The organism is Pimelobacter simplex, assembly GCF_024662235.1.
Classification (GTDB): Bacteria; Actinomycetota; Actinomycetes; order Propionibacteriales; family Nocardioidaceae; genus Nocardioides.
Map to the genome: position 1 here is coordinate 200,791 of NZ_CP096276.1, position 16,892 is coordinate 217,682.

Below are 16,892 nucleotides of genomic sequence, written 5' to 3' on the forward strand. Positions count from 1 at the left end.
TTTCGGACAGCCGTCTCAATTTTGGTCGCCGCCTCGTCCGCGTCTTCGTGCTCCCAGATTCGCAGGACCTGCCAACCGGCGGCCCGCAGGCGCGAATCAGTGTCTCGGTCCCGCGCTACGTTGGCTTCGAGTTTCGCGCGCCACCACTCTGCGTTCGCTTTGGGCCAGCTGCCATGTTGTGGGCACACGTGCCAGAAGCACCCGTCGACATAGACGGCGACCTGTGCTGGCCCGAAGACGAGGTCAGCGCGACAGAGCCCCGCGGGGTGGTGGGCTTTGAGGGGATCCTCGGTGTCCTACTCGCCGCTGTCGATGGCGGCGTGGTCACCAGTATCCATCGGGTCGTTGAGCAGCGCCATGGACTCCTCTGAGAGGTAGCGGCGATCGCCGGCGATCCACTCGTCGTGCATGTCGATGAGGACCGCGCCGACCAGTCTGATCACGGCGGCCGCGTTCGGGAAGATCCCGACCACTCGGCTGCGGCGCTTGATCTCCTTGTTGACCCGCTCGAGCGGGTTGGTGGACCAGATCTTGCGCCAGTGGGCCTTGGGGAACGCGGTGAACGCGAGGACCTCGGCCTTGGCCTCGTCCATCAGCGGAGCGACCTTGGGGAACGACTTGGCGAGCTGGTCGCGGACCTCGTCCCACGCGGCGGCGACGGCCTCGGGATCGGGCTGGGCGAAGATCGTGCGGAACACCGCGGCGACCATGTCGGCGTGGCTCTTGGGCACGTGCGCGAGCAGGTTGCGGGCGAAGTGGACCCGGCAGCGCTGGTGCGCGGAGCCTTGGAAGGACCGCTTCAACGCCTTCACGAGCCCGGAGTGCTGATCGCTGATGACCAGCTGCACTCCGGACAGGCCGCGCTGCTTGAGGCTGAGCAGGAAGCTTCGCCAGAACGTCTCGTCCTCGCTGTCGCCGACGTCGAGTCCGAGGACCTCCCTGCTGCCGTCGGCGGCGATCCCGGTGGCGACCACGACCGCCATGGATACGACCTGGCCGCCCTTGCCGGGCTTGTTCCGGACGTGGAGGTAGGTCGCGTCGAGGTAGACGTACGGGAAGGGCGTGTGGTCCAGCGGCCGGGTGCGGAACGCGCCGACCGACTCATCGAGCTGCTCACAGATCCGGGAGACCTCGGACTTGCTGATCCCGGAGTCGGCGCCGAGGGCGACGACCAGGTCGTCCACGCTCCTGGTCGAGATGCCGTGGACGTAGGCCTCCATCACCACCGCGTACAGCGCTTGGTCGATCCGGCGCCGCGGCTCCAGGATCGAAGGGAAGAACGATCCCTTGCGGAGCTTGGGGATCCGCAGCTCGACGTCGCCGGCCTTGGTAGCCAGCAGCTTGGGACGGGTGCCGTTGCGTTCGGTGACGCGGTCCTCGGTGCGCTCGTAGCGCTCGGCGCCGATCGCGCCCGCAGCTTCGAACTCGACGAGCTCTTGGAGCACAGTGCGGACCGACTCGCGGATCATGTCGACGCCATCGCCGGTGCGGAACGCCTCGAGCAACTCAGACAGGGCAGACTGGGACAAGGCCATCGGTGGTTCTCCTTCAGTGCGTGACTTGGTCGTTTCACACCGAAGATCCCGCCGATGGCCGCCTACTTCACGCAGCCCCGCCGCTGACCCTCAAACCCCACCACTCCACGGGACTCTCCTGTCAGCGCGGCGACGGATGTCTCCGATGGGCGCGCGGTCGACGCGGTATCGCAGACCTCTCGAGTGCACAGCGCGGCGGATCCGCATCTCTGCGGATGTGTCGCGTCGTCGCTGCGTCTGCATTCGCCGGCGGATGACCGGACTACTGGGCTCCGGGACCAATCTCAGTTCCTCAGTCGTGGTGGAAACCCATGATCTGGCGATGGACCTTGGCGAACTCCGGGTTGAGGCCATGGCCTGGATTCACGACGAGCTTGCCAATGGGATTGCCTGCGCGATCTATGACCGCCCAGTCGTCGGTGAGTGAGATGCCGCCGTGATCCAACAGCACGTGATGGTTCGGACAAAGGCACAGGACGTTGCTCGCATGATCGACGCCCGCATGGCCGAATCCGAGAGGAACGATATGAGCTGCTTCAGCGTAGAAGCCTCCTACGGTTGCCAGCTGTGTCTGGCACACCTGGCACGTGTACCTGTACAGCTTCTTGACTGACAGTGCGACCCGTCCATCCCTCATCATCCTGTAGTGGGTGACAGGAACCCGTTCCGCAGACTGGAGCGGAGGTGAGGTCTCGTCGGGCTGGAGGTCAACGTCCCCTCCGGCCTCAGGATTCGTCGCTCTCAACATGTACCTGCAGATCACGAACCCGCTCTTGCCGGGTGCCAGCCAGGCGTCTTCGACTACGAAGAGTCCGTCGTAGCGAAGGCCCTTCGTTGTTGCGCGGATCAGGCGGACAGGCACGCCCGTCTCAACGCAACGGGCGAGACTGTTGTTCAGCCCTTTCATCTCCTGGTCGGCGATGAGGGTTCCGTCTTTGTCTCGTGACCCCTGGCCGGTGTAGTAGATGACGTCGCCGAGGTCGACGTCATCCTCGTAACCGCCCGATAGGACGATGCTCTCTGCGCCGCCGCCTCGTACAGCACTACCGCAGATGCCGCGCCGGATGTCACGGTGGACGCCAGCGTCGAAGAGCGACCGACGGTTGGCGAAGAGGGTGCCGGTAGGCACGTGCGGCAATCGACCATGCACCATCAGACAAGCCTGCCGAAGTACCCGTCCGCACCGAAGAGGGCGCCACGGTCGAGGAAGAGATTGTAGTAGCTACAGGATGGCTCGCCGAGATGCAGACACGCTGGGCAAGCACCGGAGGCTCGACGGCAACCGGGGTCAAGCGGGCAGCGGGACTCACCGAAAACCATTGCGTCTAGGAGCTCGTCTAGGTCGTGTTCGAACACAGCTTGAAGGCCGCCCAGCACAAAGTCTCCACGTGAGCCGGCGTACACGAAGGCGCCGAGGTGACGAGGGACGAGGTACTCGGAGAGAGCGTCGCGGTCGATCCCCGCATACACGGCAGCAGCGCGGATTAGACGGTGTGAGACTGAGTGCAGAAGAGTCAGCACGGCGCTGCCGGTCGTGGGTTGCAGCACTTCGTCCCCCCGCTGCGGGATCTCTGCAGCGCCGAGGATTGCCAGCCGCGCGTCCTGGGCGGTACTCGGACACGTTGGAAGCAGACCTCGGCCATGAAGCCAGCTAGCCACGCGAACAGGGTCGAGTCTGATGAACAGCGCCTCGGTCTCGGTCCTGTCTGCGTAGACCCGGTACGCGCCGCGCCGCCCCCGGAACATCACGAGGCGCGACTGCCCGGATGACGCGTCGCGGCTGTAACCAAACACTCCACGGAGTACCGGGAATCGGTCGACCAGGTCCACGGTCTCGAGACCGGCAGTGGAGAACGCCCCTCGGTAGGAGTGCTCGAACCGATGCCGTGTTGCGTCACTACCCGCATGGCTGACAAGGTCCGACACCGTCGTGCGGCCGTTGTAGACGCTGATCGCGACGTCCAGAGCCTCTTCGCGGGCGGCGTCAAGCTTGTCTGCGGGAAGGGAATCGGTCGAGCTACCTTGACTGAACTGTTGTCCTGCGGACTCGGCAGCTTGAACGGCAGCCTGCGCCGCAGCCTCGCTCAGTCCCATTGCAATCATCTGCTCGTAGAGCGTCCCGGTGCTGCGCGGTGCGGCCTGCGGCCTGGTTCCGGGCATGCCATCGATCACCCAGTCCAGGCAGTGCGCGGCCCCGCCGATCGCGTTCAGCTCCTGCAGTTGGTCGGGTCTGGCCGGCGTGACCATCGTGAAGTTGTGACTAGTGAAGACATTGGCGCCCCGGTGAACCGTGTAGCTCATTCCGGGAGCGCCACACCCCCGACACGGACGACCAGCTCCGAGTCCGCGTAGGAGCTCACGGTTACAGGTCGGACAGGTGAAGCGCAGGTCTTTGGCCTGAGCAGTGCCGGGCGAGTTCATCTGGACGTCGTCGTGTGCTTGGCAACGAGGAATCCACGGAACTGTCAGGTATCCGCAGTGGTGAAACCCGACGAACGGCAACTGACTCCATCTGCGAACGCCGCACTTGCAGTCGCCTCTGCGCGAGTTGGTCACCCGCCGACAACGCTGGCACATGTAGAGATCCGGCCAGGACTCGACGGTCACCCCTCTAGGCCGGTTGAGCGTCACTACTTCGACACTGTGACCGCTCGCGATATCGGACGCGGCCCCTCCGTCACGTCTCGGTGTGGTCGAAGACCAAGGGTGGACGGCTGATGGCGCTCAGCTGAATCTCCCCAGTTCTGCTCACTGAAATTCCCCACCCCGTGGCTCCACCAGAAGCGGGTGGGGCTCCTTCGAAGATGGCGGTCTCTGACCACCAGCCATCTCACGAAGGAGCCCTCGCTTCAGTTGAGTCCCCGATAGTGGTGTAGCGCGGTCGCCGAGATCGTCACCGGCGAGTACGGATGACGAAGCAGCGGCCACCGCGTGATCCTTCGAGTGAACCTCTCACAGCACTCTCGAACGGAGTCATCACGATGACCGCTCCTCACATTGTCGACCCTGCACGCCTGCTCGGTGAAGCCCTCGCCGAAGCGTCGCCAGATCTGATGCGCCAGCTGCTGCAGACGATGATCAACGCCCTGCTGTCCGCGGACGCCGACGCCGTGGTCGGCGCCGAGTACGGCCGCCCCACCCCAGGCCGGGTCGCGCAGCGCAACGGCTACCGCCACCGCGACCTCGACACCCGCGTCGGCACGATCGATGTGGCGATCCCCAAGCTCCGCAAGGGCACCTACTTCCCCGAATGGTTGCTCGAGCGCCGCAAGCGAGCCGAGACCGCGCTGATCACCGTGGTAGCGGACTGCTACCTCGCCGGCGTTAGCACGCGGCGGATGGACAAGCTGGTCAAGACCCTCGGCATCGACTCGCTGTCGAAGTCGCAGGTCTCGCGGATGGCCGCCGAGCTCGACGAGCACGTCGAGCAGTTCCGCCACCGTCCCCTCGATGCCGCTGGCCCGTTCACCTTCGTCGCCGCCGATGCGTTGACGATGAAGGTCCGCGAGGGCGGCCGGGTGATCAACGCCGCGGTGTTGCTGGCCACCGGCGTGAACGGCGATGGCCACCGCGAGGTCCTGGGGATGCGGGTGGCCACCGCCGAGACCGGTGCGGCGTGGAACGAGTTCTTCGCCGACCTGGTCGCCCGCGGCCTGTCCGGGGTACGGCTCGTGACCAGCGACGCCCACCCCGGTCTGGTCGAGGCGGTCGCAGCGAACCTGGCTGGCGCGGCCTGGCAACGGTGCCGCACCCACTACGCAGCGAACCTCATGTCGGTGACGCCGAAGTCGATGTGGCCGGCGGTCAAGGCGATGCTGCACAGCGTCTACGACCAGCCCGACCGGCCGGCGGTGCACGCCCAGTTCGACCGGCTGCTGGACTACGTCGACGGCAAGCTCCCCGAGGTCCACGACCACCTCGACCAAGCGCGTGCGGACATCCTCGCGTTCACCGAATTCCCCAAGGACGTGTGGACCCAGATCTGGTCCAACAACCCCGCCGAACGACTCAACCGCGAGATCCGCCGCCGCACCGACGCCGTCGGGATCTTCCCCACCCGCGAGGCCATCGTGCGCCTCGTCGGCGCGGTCTTGGCCGAGCAGACCGACGAATGGGCCGAAGGCCGCCGATACCTCGGACTCGAAGTCCTCGCCCGCTGCCGCGTCAACCCCATCCCCACCACCGACACCGAGATCGGAGCCGACCAACTGCCAGCACTCACTGCCTGAACCCCCCAGCGAAGGAACACAGCGCTACACCACTAGCCGGGACTTGACCCTCGCTTCCCATGCTGACACGGGAGGAAGACATCGACGCTCACGCGTTGCGCCGGCAGGGCTGGACGATCTCTGCGATCGCCCGGCACCTGGGCCGGGACCGCAAGACCATCCGCGCCTACCTCGACGGCGAGCGGGTCGCCGGGGAACGGAAGCCCGCCGACGACGACCCGTTCGAGCCGTACCTCGACTACGTCCGCGCACGTCTGACCGAGGACCCGCACCTGTGGGCGGTGACGTTGTTCGACGAGGTCACCGCGCTGGGCTACGACCGGTCGTATCCGACGTTCACCCGCCAGATCCGCACCCGGGATCTGCGGCCGCACTGCGAGCCCTGCAGCGCGACGAAGGGCCGGGCGAACGCGCCGATCGAGCATCCGCCGGGTGAGGAGACCCAGTGGGACTGGCTCGAGCTCCCCAACCCGCCAGCGGCCTGGGGATGGGGCAAGAACGCGCACCTGCTCGTCGGCGCGCTGGCCCACTCCGGCAAGTGGCGCGGCCAACTGGCTCCGACCGAGCAGCAGCCGCACCTGATCGCCGGACTCGACGCCGTCGCCCGCAAGCTGGGTGGACTGACGAAGAAGTGGCGCTTCGACCGGATGACCACGGTGTGCCACCCGGAGTCGGGCAAGGTGACCGCGACGTTCGCCGCGGTGGCCAAGCACTACGGCGTCCAGATCGCGATCTGCCCGCCGCGACGCGGGAACCGCAAGGGCGTGGTCGAGAAGTCCAATCACACCGCCGCGCAACGCTGGTGGCGCACCCTGCCCGACGACGTCACCATCGAGGAAGCCCAAGCCTCCTTGGACCGTTTCTGCGAGCTGCGTGGTGATGCCCGGCTGCGTCCATCCGCCGTCGACGGCCGAGCCAGCGTGCTCACGGTCGCCGAACGCGAACCACTGGCGCCGGTGCCGGCCACGCCGTTCCCCGCCACGATCCGCGAGGACCGGACGGTGTCGGCGCAGGCACTGGTCGCCTGGCGCGGGAACTTCTACTCCGTCCCGCCCGAGCTGGCCCGAGCCCAGGTCGTCGTGTCCCAGCGCCTCGGCGACCCGCACGTCGACATCGCCACCAGCAGCGGGATCGTGATCGCCCGCCACGAGCTCGCACCCGACGGCGCCGGGGTGATGGTCCGCGACCACGGCCACGTGATCGCGCTCGAGCAGCTCGTCCTGGCAGGCCACGACACCTCCCGCCCGCACCGCCGCAAGGAACGCATCCCACCCGGCCCCGCGGCCCTGGCGGCCGCCGACGTCCTGCGCGCTCGCCAGCAACCCGACGACCTCACCGCCACCGCCGCTTCCAGCGACGACGTGGTGATCGACCTGTCCAAGTACGACCGAGCAGCAACCGGAAGGAACACCCTCACATGACCGACTCCCTGACCGTGCCGATGAACGGTACGCAGGCCAGCCTCTACCAGCAGCTGCGCGGCCACCTCGCCGCCTTGAAGCTAACCGCGGCCGCCGAACACCTCCCCGGCGTGCTCGCCCAAGCAGAAGCCGAAGAGTGGTCGATGACCGCGACGCTCGAGCACCTGCTCGCCCGTGAGGTCGAAGCCACCGAAGCCCGCAGGCTCGCCGGCCGACTCCGGTTCGCATCCCTGCCGACCCCGGCCACGTTGGCCGACTTCGACTTCGACGCCGCCCCCGGCGTCGACAAAAAGCTCGTCGAGGAGCTCGCGACCTGCCGCTACCTCGACACCGCGACCAACGTCTTGTTGATCGGACCGCCAGGTGTCGGGAAGACCCATCTCGCCGTCGGGCTCGGCAGGGCTGCGGCCGAAGCCGGCTACCGCACCTACTTCACCACCGCCGCCGACCTTGCCGCCCGCTGCCACCGCGCCGCCATCGAAGGACGCTGGGCCACCACGATGCGGTTCTTCGCCGGCCCCACCCTCCTCGTCATCGACGAGCTCGGCTACCTGCCGCTGCCCGGCGAAGCCGCCTCCGCGCTGTTCCAGGTCGTGTCCCAGCGCTACCTCAAGACCAGCATCGTGCTGACCACCAACCGCGGCGTCGCAGGCTGGGGCGAAGTGCTCGGCGACACCACCGTCGCCGCCGCCATGCTCGACCGGCTGCTGCACCGCTCTGTGGTGCTCAACCTGGACGGCGACTCCTACCGACTCCGCGACCACCACGCCAAGAACGAAGCACTCCGTCACGCCGCGACCGGCACCCGCCGACCGCTACAGTGACACCGCCCAGGGTGGGGAACTTAGATGAGCGACCCTGGGGAATTTCGGCGAGCGCCATCACGGCCCCAAGCAGGCGGCGCCGAATTGATCCCTCGTCCACCAGCAGCGGCTCGGGATCCCGCCACTCCTGCACCCTCCAGATGCGGCCGTCGAGATCCGCCGTCTGACCTGGAAGGAAGTTGAACAGTATCTGGGATGGGCTTCGTTCGACCCGCATGCCTCTCAGATCCCTTCCGTGATGGGTGAACTGTCCTCGACGTCGCGTAGCGATCTCATGACGTTCCCGCTTGGCGAGAGCTCGTTTGGCCACCGAACCGTGGTCGCGGGGTCGCGAAGCACTGTGAAGTACGTGCGCAGCCATCCCATCAGGTCCTCGCGCGCCCACTGATCAAGCTCGTGGTGCAGCCCGAGTGCTTCAGCGATTTCATCGAACTCGGACTGAGCGTTGAGACCTGCGGAGTCCGCGAACGCTCGCAGTGTCTGAACCGTCGTGAGCGCCCGTCCGGATTGGGGCTCGTGGATTGCGAGGCGCCTCGCTTCGACGAGTCCAGGTGTGGTCACCCGCAGCACCCTGCGGCTGCGGCGGGTGATGGGGATCGGCTCGACGAACCGGTCACCTTGCCTGACGAACTTCTCGAACTGGCGGGCCCTACCCCCGGATCTTGGACACGGGGTGTGATTACGCGGCGGGCTGCAGCGTAGCGGCGTGGCCGGTCTCGTAGGCGATCGGCGACAGGTAGCGACACCACGAATGGCGCCGCCGGGTGTTGTAGCGGGTCAGCCACTTGAAGACCTGGCGACGGCAGGCGAGCTCGTCGGACCAGGTCCGCTCGTCTTGGAGGACCTCCCGCTTCAGCGCGGCGTTGAATGACTCCGCCAACGCGTTGTCGGCCGAGGACCCGACGGCACCCATCGACTGGGTCACGCCGAGCTTCGCGCAGAGCTTGGCGTAGTCCTTCGAGCAGTAGACCGACCCGTGGTCGCTGTGGAAGATCGCCCCGGCCAGTGATCCGCGGGTCGCGGCCGCGGCCTTGAGCGCGTCCTCAACGAGCTCGGTGCGCATGTGATCCGCGATCGCCCAGCCCGCGAGCCGACGGCTGTAGCAGTCGATCACGGTGGCCAGGTACAGGTTGGTGCCGTCTGCGATCGGCAGGTAGGTGATGTCGCCGACGTAGCGCTGGTTCGGCGCCGGGGCGGTGAAGTCCCGCTTGAGTAGATCGGGCACCTTCTGTCCCGATGGCTCGGGGATCGTGGTCCGCACGCGTCGCTTCTTGACGTAGCCGCAGATACCGGCCGCACGCATCACGCGGGCGACGCGCTTGTGGTTGACCCGCTGCTCAGGCGGTGCGCCGTCGTTGAGGTCGGCGGTGATCCGAGGCGCGCCTTGGGTGTTGTCAGCCTCGTGGACCTTGCGGATCCGCTCGACCAGCGCGGCGTCCGCGGCGGCCCGCTCGGCCCGCGCTGGTGCCCCGGCCTTCCACGCGTAGTAGGAGGAGCGCTCGATCTCGACGAGCTCACACAGTCGCTTCACCGTCCAGCCAGGGCGGGAGGTGGCGGAGTTGTCGGCGACGAACTGGAAGCGACTCACCAGCGCGTCTCCCCGGCGAAATACTTGGCCGCCCGCTGGAGGATCTCCCGCTCGGTCGTCAGCTTCGTTGTCTCTGCCCGCAGCGCCGCATTCTCGGCCTCGAGCCGGGCGATCTTCTGCTCCGGCGTCTCATCGGCCGGCCCGGACTGGCTCGACTTCGACGGCGTGGCTTGCAGTGGGCTGGAGGTCAGTGTCCCGTCAGCGGCGGTCTTCTTGCCGGTCCCGTAGACCTCGAGCCAGTGCCGCAGGGTGCCGCGCACGATGCCGAGGTCCTCGGCGATGCCGCGGACTGTGGCGCCCGGGGTGGACTCGTACAAGTCGACGGCCTGACGACGGAACTCCTCGGAGTAGTTCTTCCTGGCCATGGTTCCTGGATCATCTCGCTTCCCCAGCAGATGCTGGATTCAGCGTGTCCAAGAACCGGGGTCAGGCCCCGGCCGAACGTCGCGGCTTCTCGCTCCCGCGCGATTCGATGCAATACGTAGACCATGCCGGGATAGCGCCGACCGACGCGTGCAGTGGTCTGGATGAACTCGGCTGTCGTCAGCGGCACGCCGTGCATCACCATCAGATTCAGACGGTCGATGTCGACACCGTGGGACATCATCGAGGATGCAGCGACGACATGGAGACGGTCGGCAAAAGCCTGTTCTGGGTGGTCCAGGCGGTCGAGCACCCGGCGAACCTCGTCGAACGGAGTTTGACCCGTCAGTGTCGCCGCGTTGACGTCGAAGCCGAGCTGCGTGTCGAGCGAACGCCGAGCCGCGTCGACGTCCCGAACGGTGTTGCCATAGACGACGTTGACGCCGTAGACGGAGAGAAGGAAGTCCGCGTGTGCCCTTTCGATTCCGAGCGACTGGCAGACGGCATCTGGATCGTTCGCCAGTTCGCGTACGCAACGCTGCATAGTCGACAGAGTGCGGTCGGACACGAACTCAGTCGTCACCCCACGTGGCGCGATCGCAACGTACCTCCGCGCGAGTTCGTCCCCCTCGTTGGACCAGAAGGAACGGCCCTCGGAGGGTCCCGGTTGCGGGAACACCCTCGCCTCTCGCTGGTACAGAACCTGAATCTGCCGCTCGTATCCGGTGAGGGTTGCAGACGACGCGATCACCTTCGCCTTGCGTCCTCCGAGCCGGTCTTGCAAGTGGTCGAGAAGGCCCTCGTAGTGCGCGTCCACGGCGCCAAGGCTGTCTCTGAGCAGGTGCAGCTCGTCTTGGAGGCGAAGGCGCGGCGCCCAGGACTCTCGCGGCTGGCTTAGAGCCAGTTTGGTTCCTCGACAGCCCGGCACGAGACAGCCGCTCGGTGTCTTGGAGCGAGACGCGTAGCAGAAACCGTGCCCGGGCTTGTCACAAACCCCCATGGGGGCACCGACGAAGCCCCGCATGGCGGCCTGCATCCCGAGAAGGGCAGCCTTGTCCAAGGTGCCGACCACGACTGACGGGAGGAACCGATAGATCTCCTGATCGACGACGTAGAAGGGTAGGCCGGGCTCTTCCCAGGGGCACTCGGTGTTGGTGCAAACGTGTCGCAGACGCCACGACGCTCGGTCGAAGTCCATGTCGATGTCGGTCGACCGGCAGAACGGGCAGTGGAGCAGCACCTGAAACCGGCCCGGCATAGCTGGGTCAGCCGGGTCCGGATCTCTGTCCTGGGGATCAAGGGGGATCGAGTTCGGCGTTCCTCCGGCCCCGACAAAGAAGCCGAGAGCGAAGGGATCCCCGCCCAGGCCCTGTTCCTGTCGCATCAACTCGGCGCCAGCAAGTGCGTCGGCGAAGCGCTGCGTCTGCTGAAGTGACAGCATTCGTAGCGGGAATCGACTCCAGGCTGTGATGCCTTGCCGCTTCCCGGTCATTCGGTCGTAAAGAACCGCCGTGCAAAGCAGCCCGAGGTATGTCTCGGTCTTGCCGCCGCCCGTCGCGAACCAGACGACGTCCACAGTGTCGCTAGCCGAGCCGTCGACGATGCCGTCCAAGGAACTGACGAGAAACCCGATCTGGAACGGGCGCCATCCCGGGTATCTTCCAGCCGCCGCGTGTGCCATAGCGCGGTTGGCCAGCCGGAAAGCGAGCAACAGCTGTGCGTTTGACCTCAGCAGCTCGATGCCGGCCTCGAGGCGCTGCATCTCGACAGTCCAGAGCGCGGCACCAGCGTTGGCCTGATCGATCATCTCCGGGTTCCAGCCCTCACGGGCGGCGCGGTCCTCGAGGGCTCGACTAGACCAGTGGTCGTCACCCCAGGCATTGGCTTCCCGCACCAGGTGGTCCAGCGAAGGGAAAGGGTCTACGGCCAGCGTGGCGAACGAGAGATCAGGCGGATCTGAGGGCCGGTCCCACCAAACCGATCGTCGCCGGCTCGCTTCGACGAAGTCCGTCGTGCGGAAGCCACCACCATTGATCGGTTCGACGCCACAGTTGCGGCCGAACGCCGGGACCGCGCGGTCGAAGCGGAACGAATCAGGGAGGGACTCGAGTTGGAAGGGAACAGTCTCCAGTTCTGTTAGCTCGAGAACCGCCTCGTAAACGTGCGTATCTGGTAGTTGTCGAGTTGCTACCGGACTCGTGTTCACGAGGGAGATGACCATCTCGGTCGCGCCTCGCCATCTCTGCACATCCACGCGTACTTCGGCCGTGCGCCCAGCGCCCCCGGCCGCAGCGATTGCGGACTCCAGGTCATGCACGCCGAAGACCTGTGTCTCGTCGACGTCCTTGACTGCAATTGAGAGCGGCACGTCGACGAGAGCGTCTTTCGTCCAGCCGGCATCGTTTCGGGTCCAGGTGCGCAGCTTGACCCGAACGCGGGGTCTCCACGGTCCAACCTGATCGCGAGGTCGTACCCGAATGTCGATGGCACACGGATCCAAGCGCTTGCCTCGGCTGCCAAGACCGCTCAGCTGAACCGTCTCCTCCGACGCAAGACGACCGAGCCAGAAGGTGCCCTTCGGAGCCTCGCTCAGCTGATGAACCTCGTCGCCTCGTCCGCCGAAGATGACCCTCTCGTTCACCCAATCGACGAACAACTCGGCCGCCTCGACCTCACTCTGCATCATCGCTGAACCAGCTTTCGTTGAGATCCTGAAACAGGTCGTGGACGAACTTGCTGTTGAGAGCCTTGGACTCGATCTGTCGAACGCGTTCACGGGTCACTCCGTAGACGACACCGATCTGCTCGAGCGTTTGGCGCTCGCCGTCGTCGGCAAACCCGAAGCGCCGGCGCAGGACGTCGGCCGTTCTTTCACCCATCACCTCGGCCACGAGGCACAGGCGGTTGCCAAAGTCGTCCCGCAGAACGCGACGCTCGACGGTCACGTGAGTCGTGTGTCGAGGATCCGCGCGAAGGTCGCCCAATGTGGTGTCGTCGCCGATCAGCAGATCCAGACTGACTACACCACGTGAATAGTCGAGCATGGCGGCGACCTTCTCGCGGGGTAGGTCCAGCTCGAACGCAAGGGCGTTGATCGTCGGCGGCCGACCATCCCTCAGTTCCATCTGCCGCTGGATCTTCAGAACCTTCTGCATCTGATCAACGACGTACACCGGCAACCGGATCGTGCGGGACAGGTTGGCCACAGCGCGGTCAAGGCTCTGACGAATCCACCATGTGGCGTACGTCGAGAACTTGAAGCCCAGCGTGTGGTCGAACTTGACTGCTGCGCGCATCAAGCCGCAGGTGCCTTCCTGGATCAAGTCATCGATCTCAAGTCCCTGGCCCACGTAACGCCGTGCGATGGACATCACCAGCCGCACGTTGCAGCGCACGAGTGTGTGCTGGGCATCTCGGCCGTCGTCGATGAGAGCACGTTGTGCGTCGGTCGGCGTAGTGTCAGCATCCGCCTCGGCATCCAGACCGAGGCGGATGCGGCGGCCGAGTCTGACTTCGTCTTCGGCCGTCAGGATGCGGTGCGCGCCAATGGTGCCCGGTGAGTTCAGGCTGACGGACTCGGCGACGTCCGTCTCAACGCTACCCACTTCAGGTTGCTCGACCTCTATGCCGTCGGCCGCCAACTGAGCCAGGACGGAAGCCGCCTCGTCGGCCGTCAGGCCATGCGCGGCGACGAGCCTGAACACGTCGTCGAGCGTCAGGCCGCCCTGACGCTCAAGATCCGCACGTAGGTCGGCGAGACATTGCGCCGTCGCCGGCGACTCCACACCGACCGCAGGATTGCGAGCGGAAGGCGCATGCGGCAAGCGCGCTACCCCCATCACTGGTCTCCCTCTCGTGTCGTCTTGGAGTCCCTGTGAACCTAACTGGACACCCCGACAGAAGACCGCGAAACGCTAAACTTCCGAGCCGCCGGCGGTCGGTGATGGGCCGGTACTAGCCTTGTCTCATGAGCGGAGAGGCCCAGCACCCCCTGCTCTTGAGTGACCGGCCGGACTTCGAGGCCGGCCACCCAACTGTTCGGCTGGTCGATCTCTTCAGCGGATGCGGAGGGCTCACGCTCGGTGTCGCGCAAGCTGCCGAGGCTGCGGGAACCGCGCTCGAGATACCTCTCGCCATCGACTCAGACGCCGACGCCGGTGCCGTTTACGAGTCCAACTTCCCGAAGGCCGACTTCCGCCAAACGACCGTCGGCGAGTTCTTCGGCCCGAGGGCAGGAGAACCGCTGGCAGACTTCGAACTGCGTGTGGCCGAAGAGGTCGGTACCGTGACTGCACTCGTCGGCGGGCCACCGTGTCAGGGACACAGCGACCTCAACAACCACACGCGGCGTCGAGATCCCAAGAACGCGCTCTACGGTCACATGTCGAGAGCAGCCGAGGTCCTACAGCCTCAGGCAGTCCTGATCGAGAACGTTCCAGCAGTTCAGCACGACAAGCACGCGGGCGAAGGGGTCGTAGCGCGTGTCGAGAGAGAACTGCGCGGGCTTGGGTTCGACGTAGCGTCTGGAGTGGTGGCGCTCGCGGCTCTCGGCGTCGCCCAGCGACGACGGCGTCACGTTCTCCTTGCGGTACGTGAAGGGTTGACGGCCCCCGCAGATGTGTTGGCCGACCTGGCAGATCGCCAAGACTTTCGCGACCTTCGCTGGGCGATCGAGGATCTTGTGAAGGCCGCCCCAACGGGCATTGATGAACCGCCCAGGGCCTCGGCTGAAAATCGGCGCCGAATGCAGTACCTACAGGACGAGGGGCTTGTCGACCTGCCCAACGCTGAGAGGCCCCGATGCCACCAGGCCGACGGCCACTCGTACAAGTCCATGTATGGGCGCTTGAGCTGGGACCTTCCTGCGCAGACGGTGACAAGCGGATTCGGCTCGATCGGCCAGGGTCGTTACATGCACCCAAGCGAGATCCGCGCGCTGACTCCGCACGAGGCCGCCCGTATTCAGGGCTTTCCTGATTACTTCGACTTCTCCGCGATCGCGCTCAGGTCCAGCCTCGCAACGATGATCGGGAATGCGGTTCCTCCTCAGCTCAGCCGCTCCATCTTCGCCGAGCTGCTTCCCGACCTGACAGCCGCCGGCGACTAGGGAACCCGTCCCTGCAGACTCTTCAGCCTTCCGGCTCGTCAGTCCACACCCAGCCTGTCAGGTCATAAACGGCCACACCCTCCAGGGTCTCACCACAGCGCGGGAACTCGTCGGCCGGTTCATCGGCGTCAATCACCGAGCAGACCAGGACGTCGCCGACCTCTGTGACGTACCCCCAGATGCCGTTCGGATCGTTGCGCCGCCAAGCGTCCAGAAACATGCCAACGGCTTCGGCCGTCGCGACAGGTCGGAGCCACCCGTTCCACCGACCCTCGAGCAGCCGTTCGGCCTTCAGAGCGAGCTCGGGCCTGAAATTCTCGGGCGCGCTGTGCAGGTAGACGTCCATAGCTACATCATTCATCAGATCGTCCGCACCACTACGAGTCGGTGGCCGCTTCCCTGATCCTTGGACTTCGTGATCATGTCGGGTCCTTTTCTCGGTAGAACTTTGGGGAAGCCGGCCGACATCCGCTCGTCCGGATCGCGGGCCAGCCCGATGCCGTCACAGTGAGCGAAAGACGAAGACGCCGCCGTCCGGCGCGCGCAGGGTGGTGTATTCGTACGCCAGGTCCCGGACCCATGCGCGCATATCGAAGTACGGCGCCAAGTGCTCGGGCACCTCGGCGTCGTAGCCACACTCCTCGAAGAGCTCAGCCCCGAAGTCGTCGAAGGTCGCCCACTCTCCTTCGTAGCGCTCCTCGAAGTCAGCCAGACTCGGCAGATCGCCGCCCCCTTCAGCAAGGTACTCACCTGATAGGACCCAAGCGGCGAACGCCTGACGGTGGTGCTCGTCGACCTCAGCCAGCAGTGTTCCCCACTCGCCCGCCTCGGTCGGCGAAAGCTCTCGCGCCAGAGGCAGGTTGTCCAGGTCAAAGCACCACAGCTCCTCGTGGTCCGTCGGGCGTCCGTGCAGCTGGCTTGCTGTGATCATTGGCGCGTCGATAGCGGCCACCCACTCGCCGACGAGCCGACCGTCGTTGTAGCAGGCAAGGCAGCCGAGCCAGACGCGGGGTTCGTCACTTCGGGCGCGCAGGGTGATGCTGATGGTGGTCATGATGATGCTCCTGTCAGTGTCGTCGTACTCGGTGGGAGAGTGGTTGTCTTGGCTCATCGCGCGCTCGTCTTGGGATGGCCGTAGCGGACGTAGTTGTGAGCGGTCTGTCGCGAGATGCCGAAGTCACGGGCGAGCGCGCTGACGGACTCGCCGCCAGCCGCTCGTGAGGCGAGTTCCCGAGCCTGCGCTGTGGTCAGCGCGGGACGTCGGCCCTGGTAAACGCCGCGTTGCTTGGCGGCGGCGATTCCTTCCGCCTGACGTTCGCGAATCAATGCACGTTCAAATTCGGCGCACGCGCCCATGACGGAGAGCAGCAGCGTCGCCATCGGGGAGTCCTCGCCAGTGAAGGTGAGGCCCTCTTGTAGGAACGAGACCTGGACGCCCTGTTCAGTAAGTTCGCGGACCAGCCGGCGGAGGTCGTCGAGGTTGCGAGCGAGTCGGTCCATGCTGTGCACCAGGACGGTGTCGCCCTCGCGCACGAAGGCCCTGAGAGCGTCGAGCTGTGGGCGATCGGCGCGCCGGCCGGAGACCCGATCGGTGAAGACGCGATCTAGCGCGCAGCCTTGAAGTTGCCTTGCAGTGTTCTGGTCTGCCGTGGAGACGCGGACATAGCCAACTCGTTGGCCTTGGCTGTTCATCGTGCATTGCTCCTTCTGGGCGTCGAATTGGGTTCTTGGGCCGGCGGTTATGCCGTCCAGAAACGCGAGAAGGACCCTCGCTTGACGGCGAGGGCCCTTCGTGGCGATGGCTGATTGAGGTACGCCCCAGGGC

Annotated in this window: 13 protein-coding genes and 1 pseudogene; 4 read left to right on the plus strand and 10 right to left on the minus strand. The window is 65.8% G+C overall.

Annotated elements, in window-relative coordinates:
* Nucleotides 1-296 precede the first annotated feature (296 nt).
* The 3 genes from M0M48_RS01005 to M0M48_RS01015 all read right to left on the minus strand — a co-directional run bounded on the left by M0M48_RS01005 (nt 297) and on the right by M0M48_RS01015 (nt 3,836).
* On the minus strand, nt 297-1,535 hold the full coding sequence (locus tag M0M48_RS01005; protein WP_257751311.1) for an IS256 family transposase: 1,239 nt from the start codon (nt 1,533-1,535) through the stop codon (nt 297-299).
* A gap of 292 nt (nt 1,536-1,827) precedes the next feature.
* Entirely contained in the window at nt 1,828-2,688 is an 861-nt protein-coding gene (locus M0M48_RS01010; protein WP_257754048.1) for a YDG/SRA domain-containing protein, read from the minus strand.
* A complete protein-coding gene (locus tag M0M48_RS01015) occupies nt 2,688-3,836 on the minus strand; it encodes a DUF1998 domain-containing protein (RefSeq protein WP_257754049.1) in 1,149 nt (382 codons plus the stop codon). The genes M0M48_RS01010 and M0M48_RS01015 overlap by 1 nt, the downstream gene beginning before the upstream one ends.
* Nucleotides 3,837-4,516: 680 nt before the next feature.
* Between M0M48_RS01015 and M0M48_RS01020 the strand changes: the two genes are divergently transcribed.
* Genes M0M48_RS01020 through istB form a run of 3 tightly spaced genes read left to right on the plus strand, consistent with a single transcriptional unit; the run spans nt 4,517 to nt 8,009 of the window.
* Nucleotides 4,517-5,764, plus strand: coding sequence for an IS256 family transposase (locus M0M48_RS01020; RefSeq protein ID WP_215817487.1), 1,248 nt, complete (start codon nt 4,517-4,519; stop codon nt 5,762-5,764).
* A 59-nt stretch (nt 5,765-5,823) separates the two neighbouring features.
* The gene (istA, locus tag M0M48_RS01025; protein ID WP_257751255.1) at nt 5,824-7,185 is read left to right on the plus strand and encodes an IS21 family transposase; all 1,362 of its coding nucleotides are present in this window, start codon (nt 5,824-5,826) and stop codon (nt 7,183-7,185) included.
* Complete coding sequence (istB, locus tag M0M48_RS01030; protein WP_257751254.1) at nt 7,182-8,009, plus strand: IS21-like element helper ATPase IstB; 828 nt, start codon at nt 7,182-7,184, stop codon at nt 8,007-8,009. The genes istA and istB overlap by 4 nt, the downstream gene beginning before the upstream one ends.
* Nucleotides 8,010-8,231: 222 nt before the next feature.
* Here the strand turns inward: istB and M0M48_RS01035 are convergent, their stop codons facing one another.
* From M0M48_RS01035 to M0M48_RS01050, 4 genes and pseudogenes are all read right to left on the minus strand, one after another.
* The gene (locus M0M48_RS01035) at nt 8,232-8,570 is read right to left on the minus strand and encodes a hypothetical protein (protein ID WP_257754050.1); all 339 of its coding nucleotides are present in this window, start codon (nt 8,568-8,570) and stop codon (nt 8,232-8,234) included.
* A gap of 118 nt (nt 8,571-8,688) precedes the next feature.
* Nucleotides 8,689-9,962 (minus strand): IS3 family transposase gene (locus tag M0M48_RS01040; protein WP_257751310.1). Its coding sequence is split into 2 segments (ribosomal slippage): nt 8,689-9,614 and nt 9,614-9,962, totalling 1,275 coding nucleotides; the frame shifts between segments, so codons are not numbered across the junction.
* A 149-nt stretch (nt 9,963-10,111) separates the two neighbouring features.
* A pseudogene (locus tag M0M48_RS30830) lies at nt 10,112-12,646 on the minus strand (helicase-related protein); the annotation flags it as partial.
* Nucleotides 12,633-13,799, minus strand: a complete 1,167-nt coding sequence (locus tag M0M48_RS01050) for a sigma-70 family RNA polymerase sigma factor (RefSeq protein WP_257754051.1) — start codon at nt 13,797-13,799, stop codon at nt 12,633-12,635. The pseudogene M0M48_RS30830 and the gene M0M48_RS01050, both read right to left, overlap by 14 nt.
* Before the next feature lie 128 nt (nt 13,800-13,927).
* Between M0M48_RS01050 and M0M48_RS01055 the strand changes: the two genes are divergently transcribed.
* Nucleotides 13,928-15,067 carry a DNA cytosine methyltransferase gene (locus M0M48_RS01055; RefSeq protein WP_257754052.1) on the plus strand — a complete coding sequence of 380 codons (1,140 nt, stop codon included), beginning with the start codon at nt 13,928-13,930 and terminating at the stop codon, nt 15,065-15,067.
* Between the two features lie 22 nt (nt 15,068-15,089).
* Here the strand turns inward: M0M48_RS01055 and M0M48_RS01060 are convergent, their stop codons facing one another.
* The 3 genes from M0M48_RS01060 to M0M48_RS01070 form a co-directional block, all read right to left on the minus strand.
* Nucleotides 15,090-15,413 (minus strand): hypothetical protein, encoded by a 324-nt coding sequence (locus M0M48_RS01060; RefSeq protein ID WP_257754053.1) that lies wholly within the window; start codon nt 15,411-15,413, stop codon nt 15,090-15,092.
* A 156-nt stretch (nt 15,414-15,569) separates the two neighbouring features.
* The gene (locus tag M0M48_RS01065) at nt 15,570-16,121 is read right to left on the minus strand and encodes an antirestriction protein ArdA (RefSeq protein ID WP_257754054.1); all 552 of its coding nucleotides are present in this window, start codon (nt 16,119-16,121) and stop codon (nt 15,570-15,572) included.
* 53 nt (nt 16,122-16,174) lie between these two features.
* Nucleotides 16,175-16,759: a recombinase family protein gene (locus M0M48_RS01070; protein ID WP_257754055.1), complete on the minus strand. Its 585-nt coding sequence runs from the start codon at nt 16,757-16,759 to the stop codon at nt 16,175-16,177.
* Nucleotides 16,760-16,892 lie beyond the last annotated feature (133 nt).

Coding starts and splice junctions, on each gene's coding strand:
- istB (WP_257751254.1), top strand. CDS start 7,182: ATGACCGACTCCCTGACCGTGCCGATGAACGGTACGCAGGCCAGCCTC.
- M0M48_RS01050 (WP_257754051.1), bottom strand. CDS start 13,799: ATGGGGGTAGCGCGCTTGCCGCATGCGCCTTCCGCTCGCAATCCTGCG.
- M0M48_RS01020 (WP_215817487.1), top strand. CDS start 4,517: ATGACCGCTCCTCACATTGTCGACCCTGCACGCCTGCTCGGTGAAGCC.
- M0M48_RS01010 (WP_257754048.1), bottom strand. CDS start 2,688: ATGGTGCATGGTCGATTGCCGCACGTGCCTACCGGCACCCTCTTCGCC.
- M0M48_RS01065 (WP_257754054.1), bottom strand. CDS start 16,121: ATGACCACCATCAGCATCACCCTGCGCGCCCGAAGTGACGAACCCCGC.
- M0M48_RS01060 (WP_257754053.1), bottom strand. CDS start 15,413: ATGGACGTCTACCTGCACAGCGCGCCCGAGAATTTCAGGCCCGAGCTC.
- M0M48_RS01070 (WP_257754055.1), bottom strand. CDS start 16,759: ATGAACAGCCAAGGCCAACGAGTTGGCTATGTCCGCGTCTCCACGGCA.
- M0M48_RS01055 (WP_257754052.1), top strand. CDS start 13,928: ATGAGCGGAGAGGCCCAGCACCCCCTGCTCTTGAGTGACCGGCCGGAC.
- M0M48_RS01005 (WP_257751311.1), bottom strand. CDS start 1,535: ATGGCCTTGTCCCAGTCTGCCCTGTCTGAGTTGCTCGAGGCGTTCCGC.
- istA (WP_257751255.1), top strand. CDS start 5,824: ATGCTGACACGGGAGGAAGACATCGACGCTCACGCGTTGCGCCGGCAG.
- M0M48_RS01015 (WP_257754049.1), bottom strand. CDS start 3,836: ATGAGCTACACGGTTCACCGGGGCGCCAATGTCTTCACTAGTCACAAC.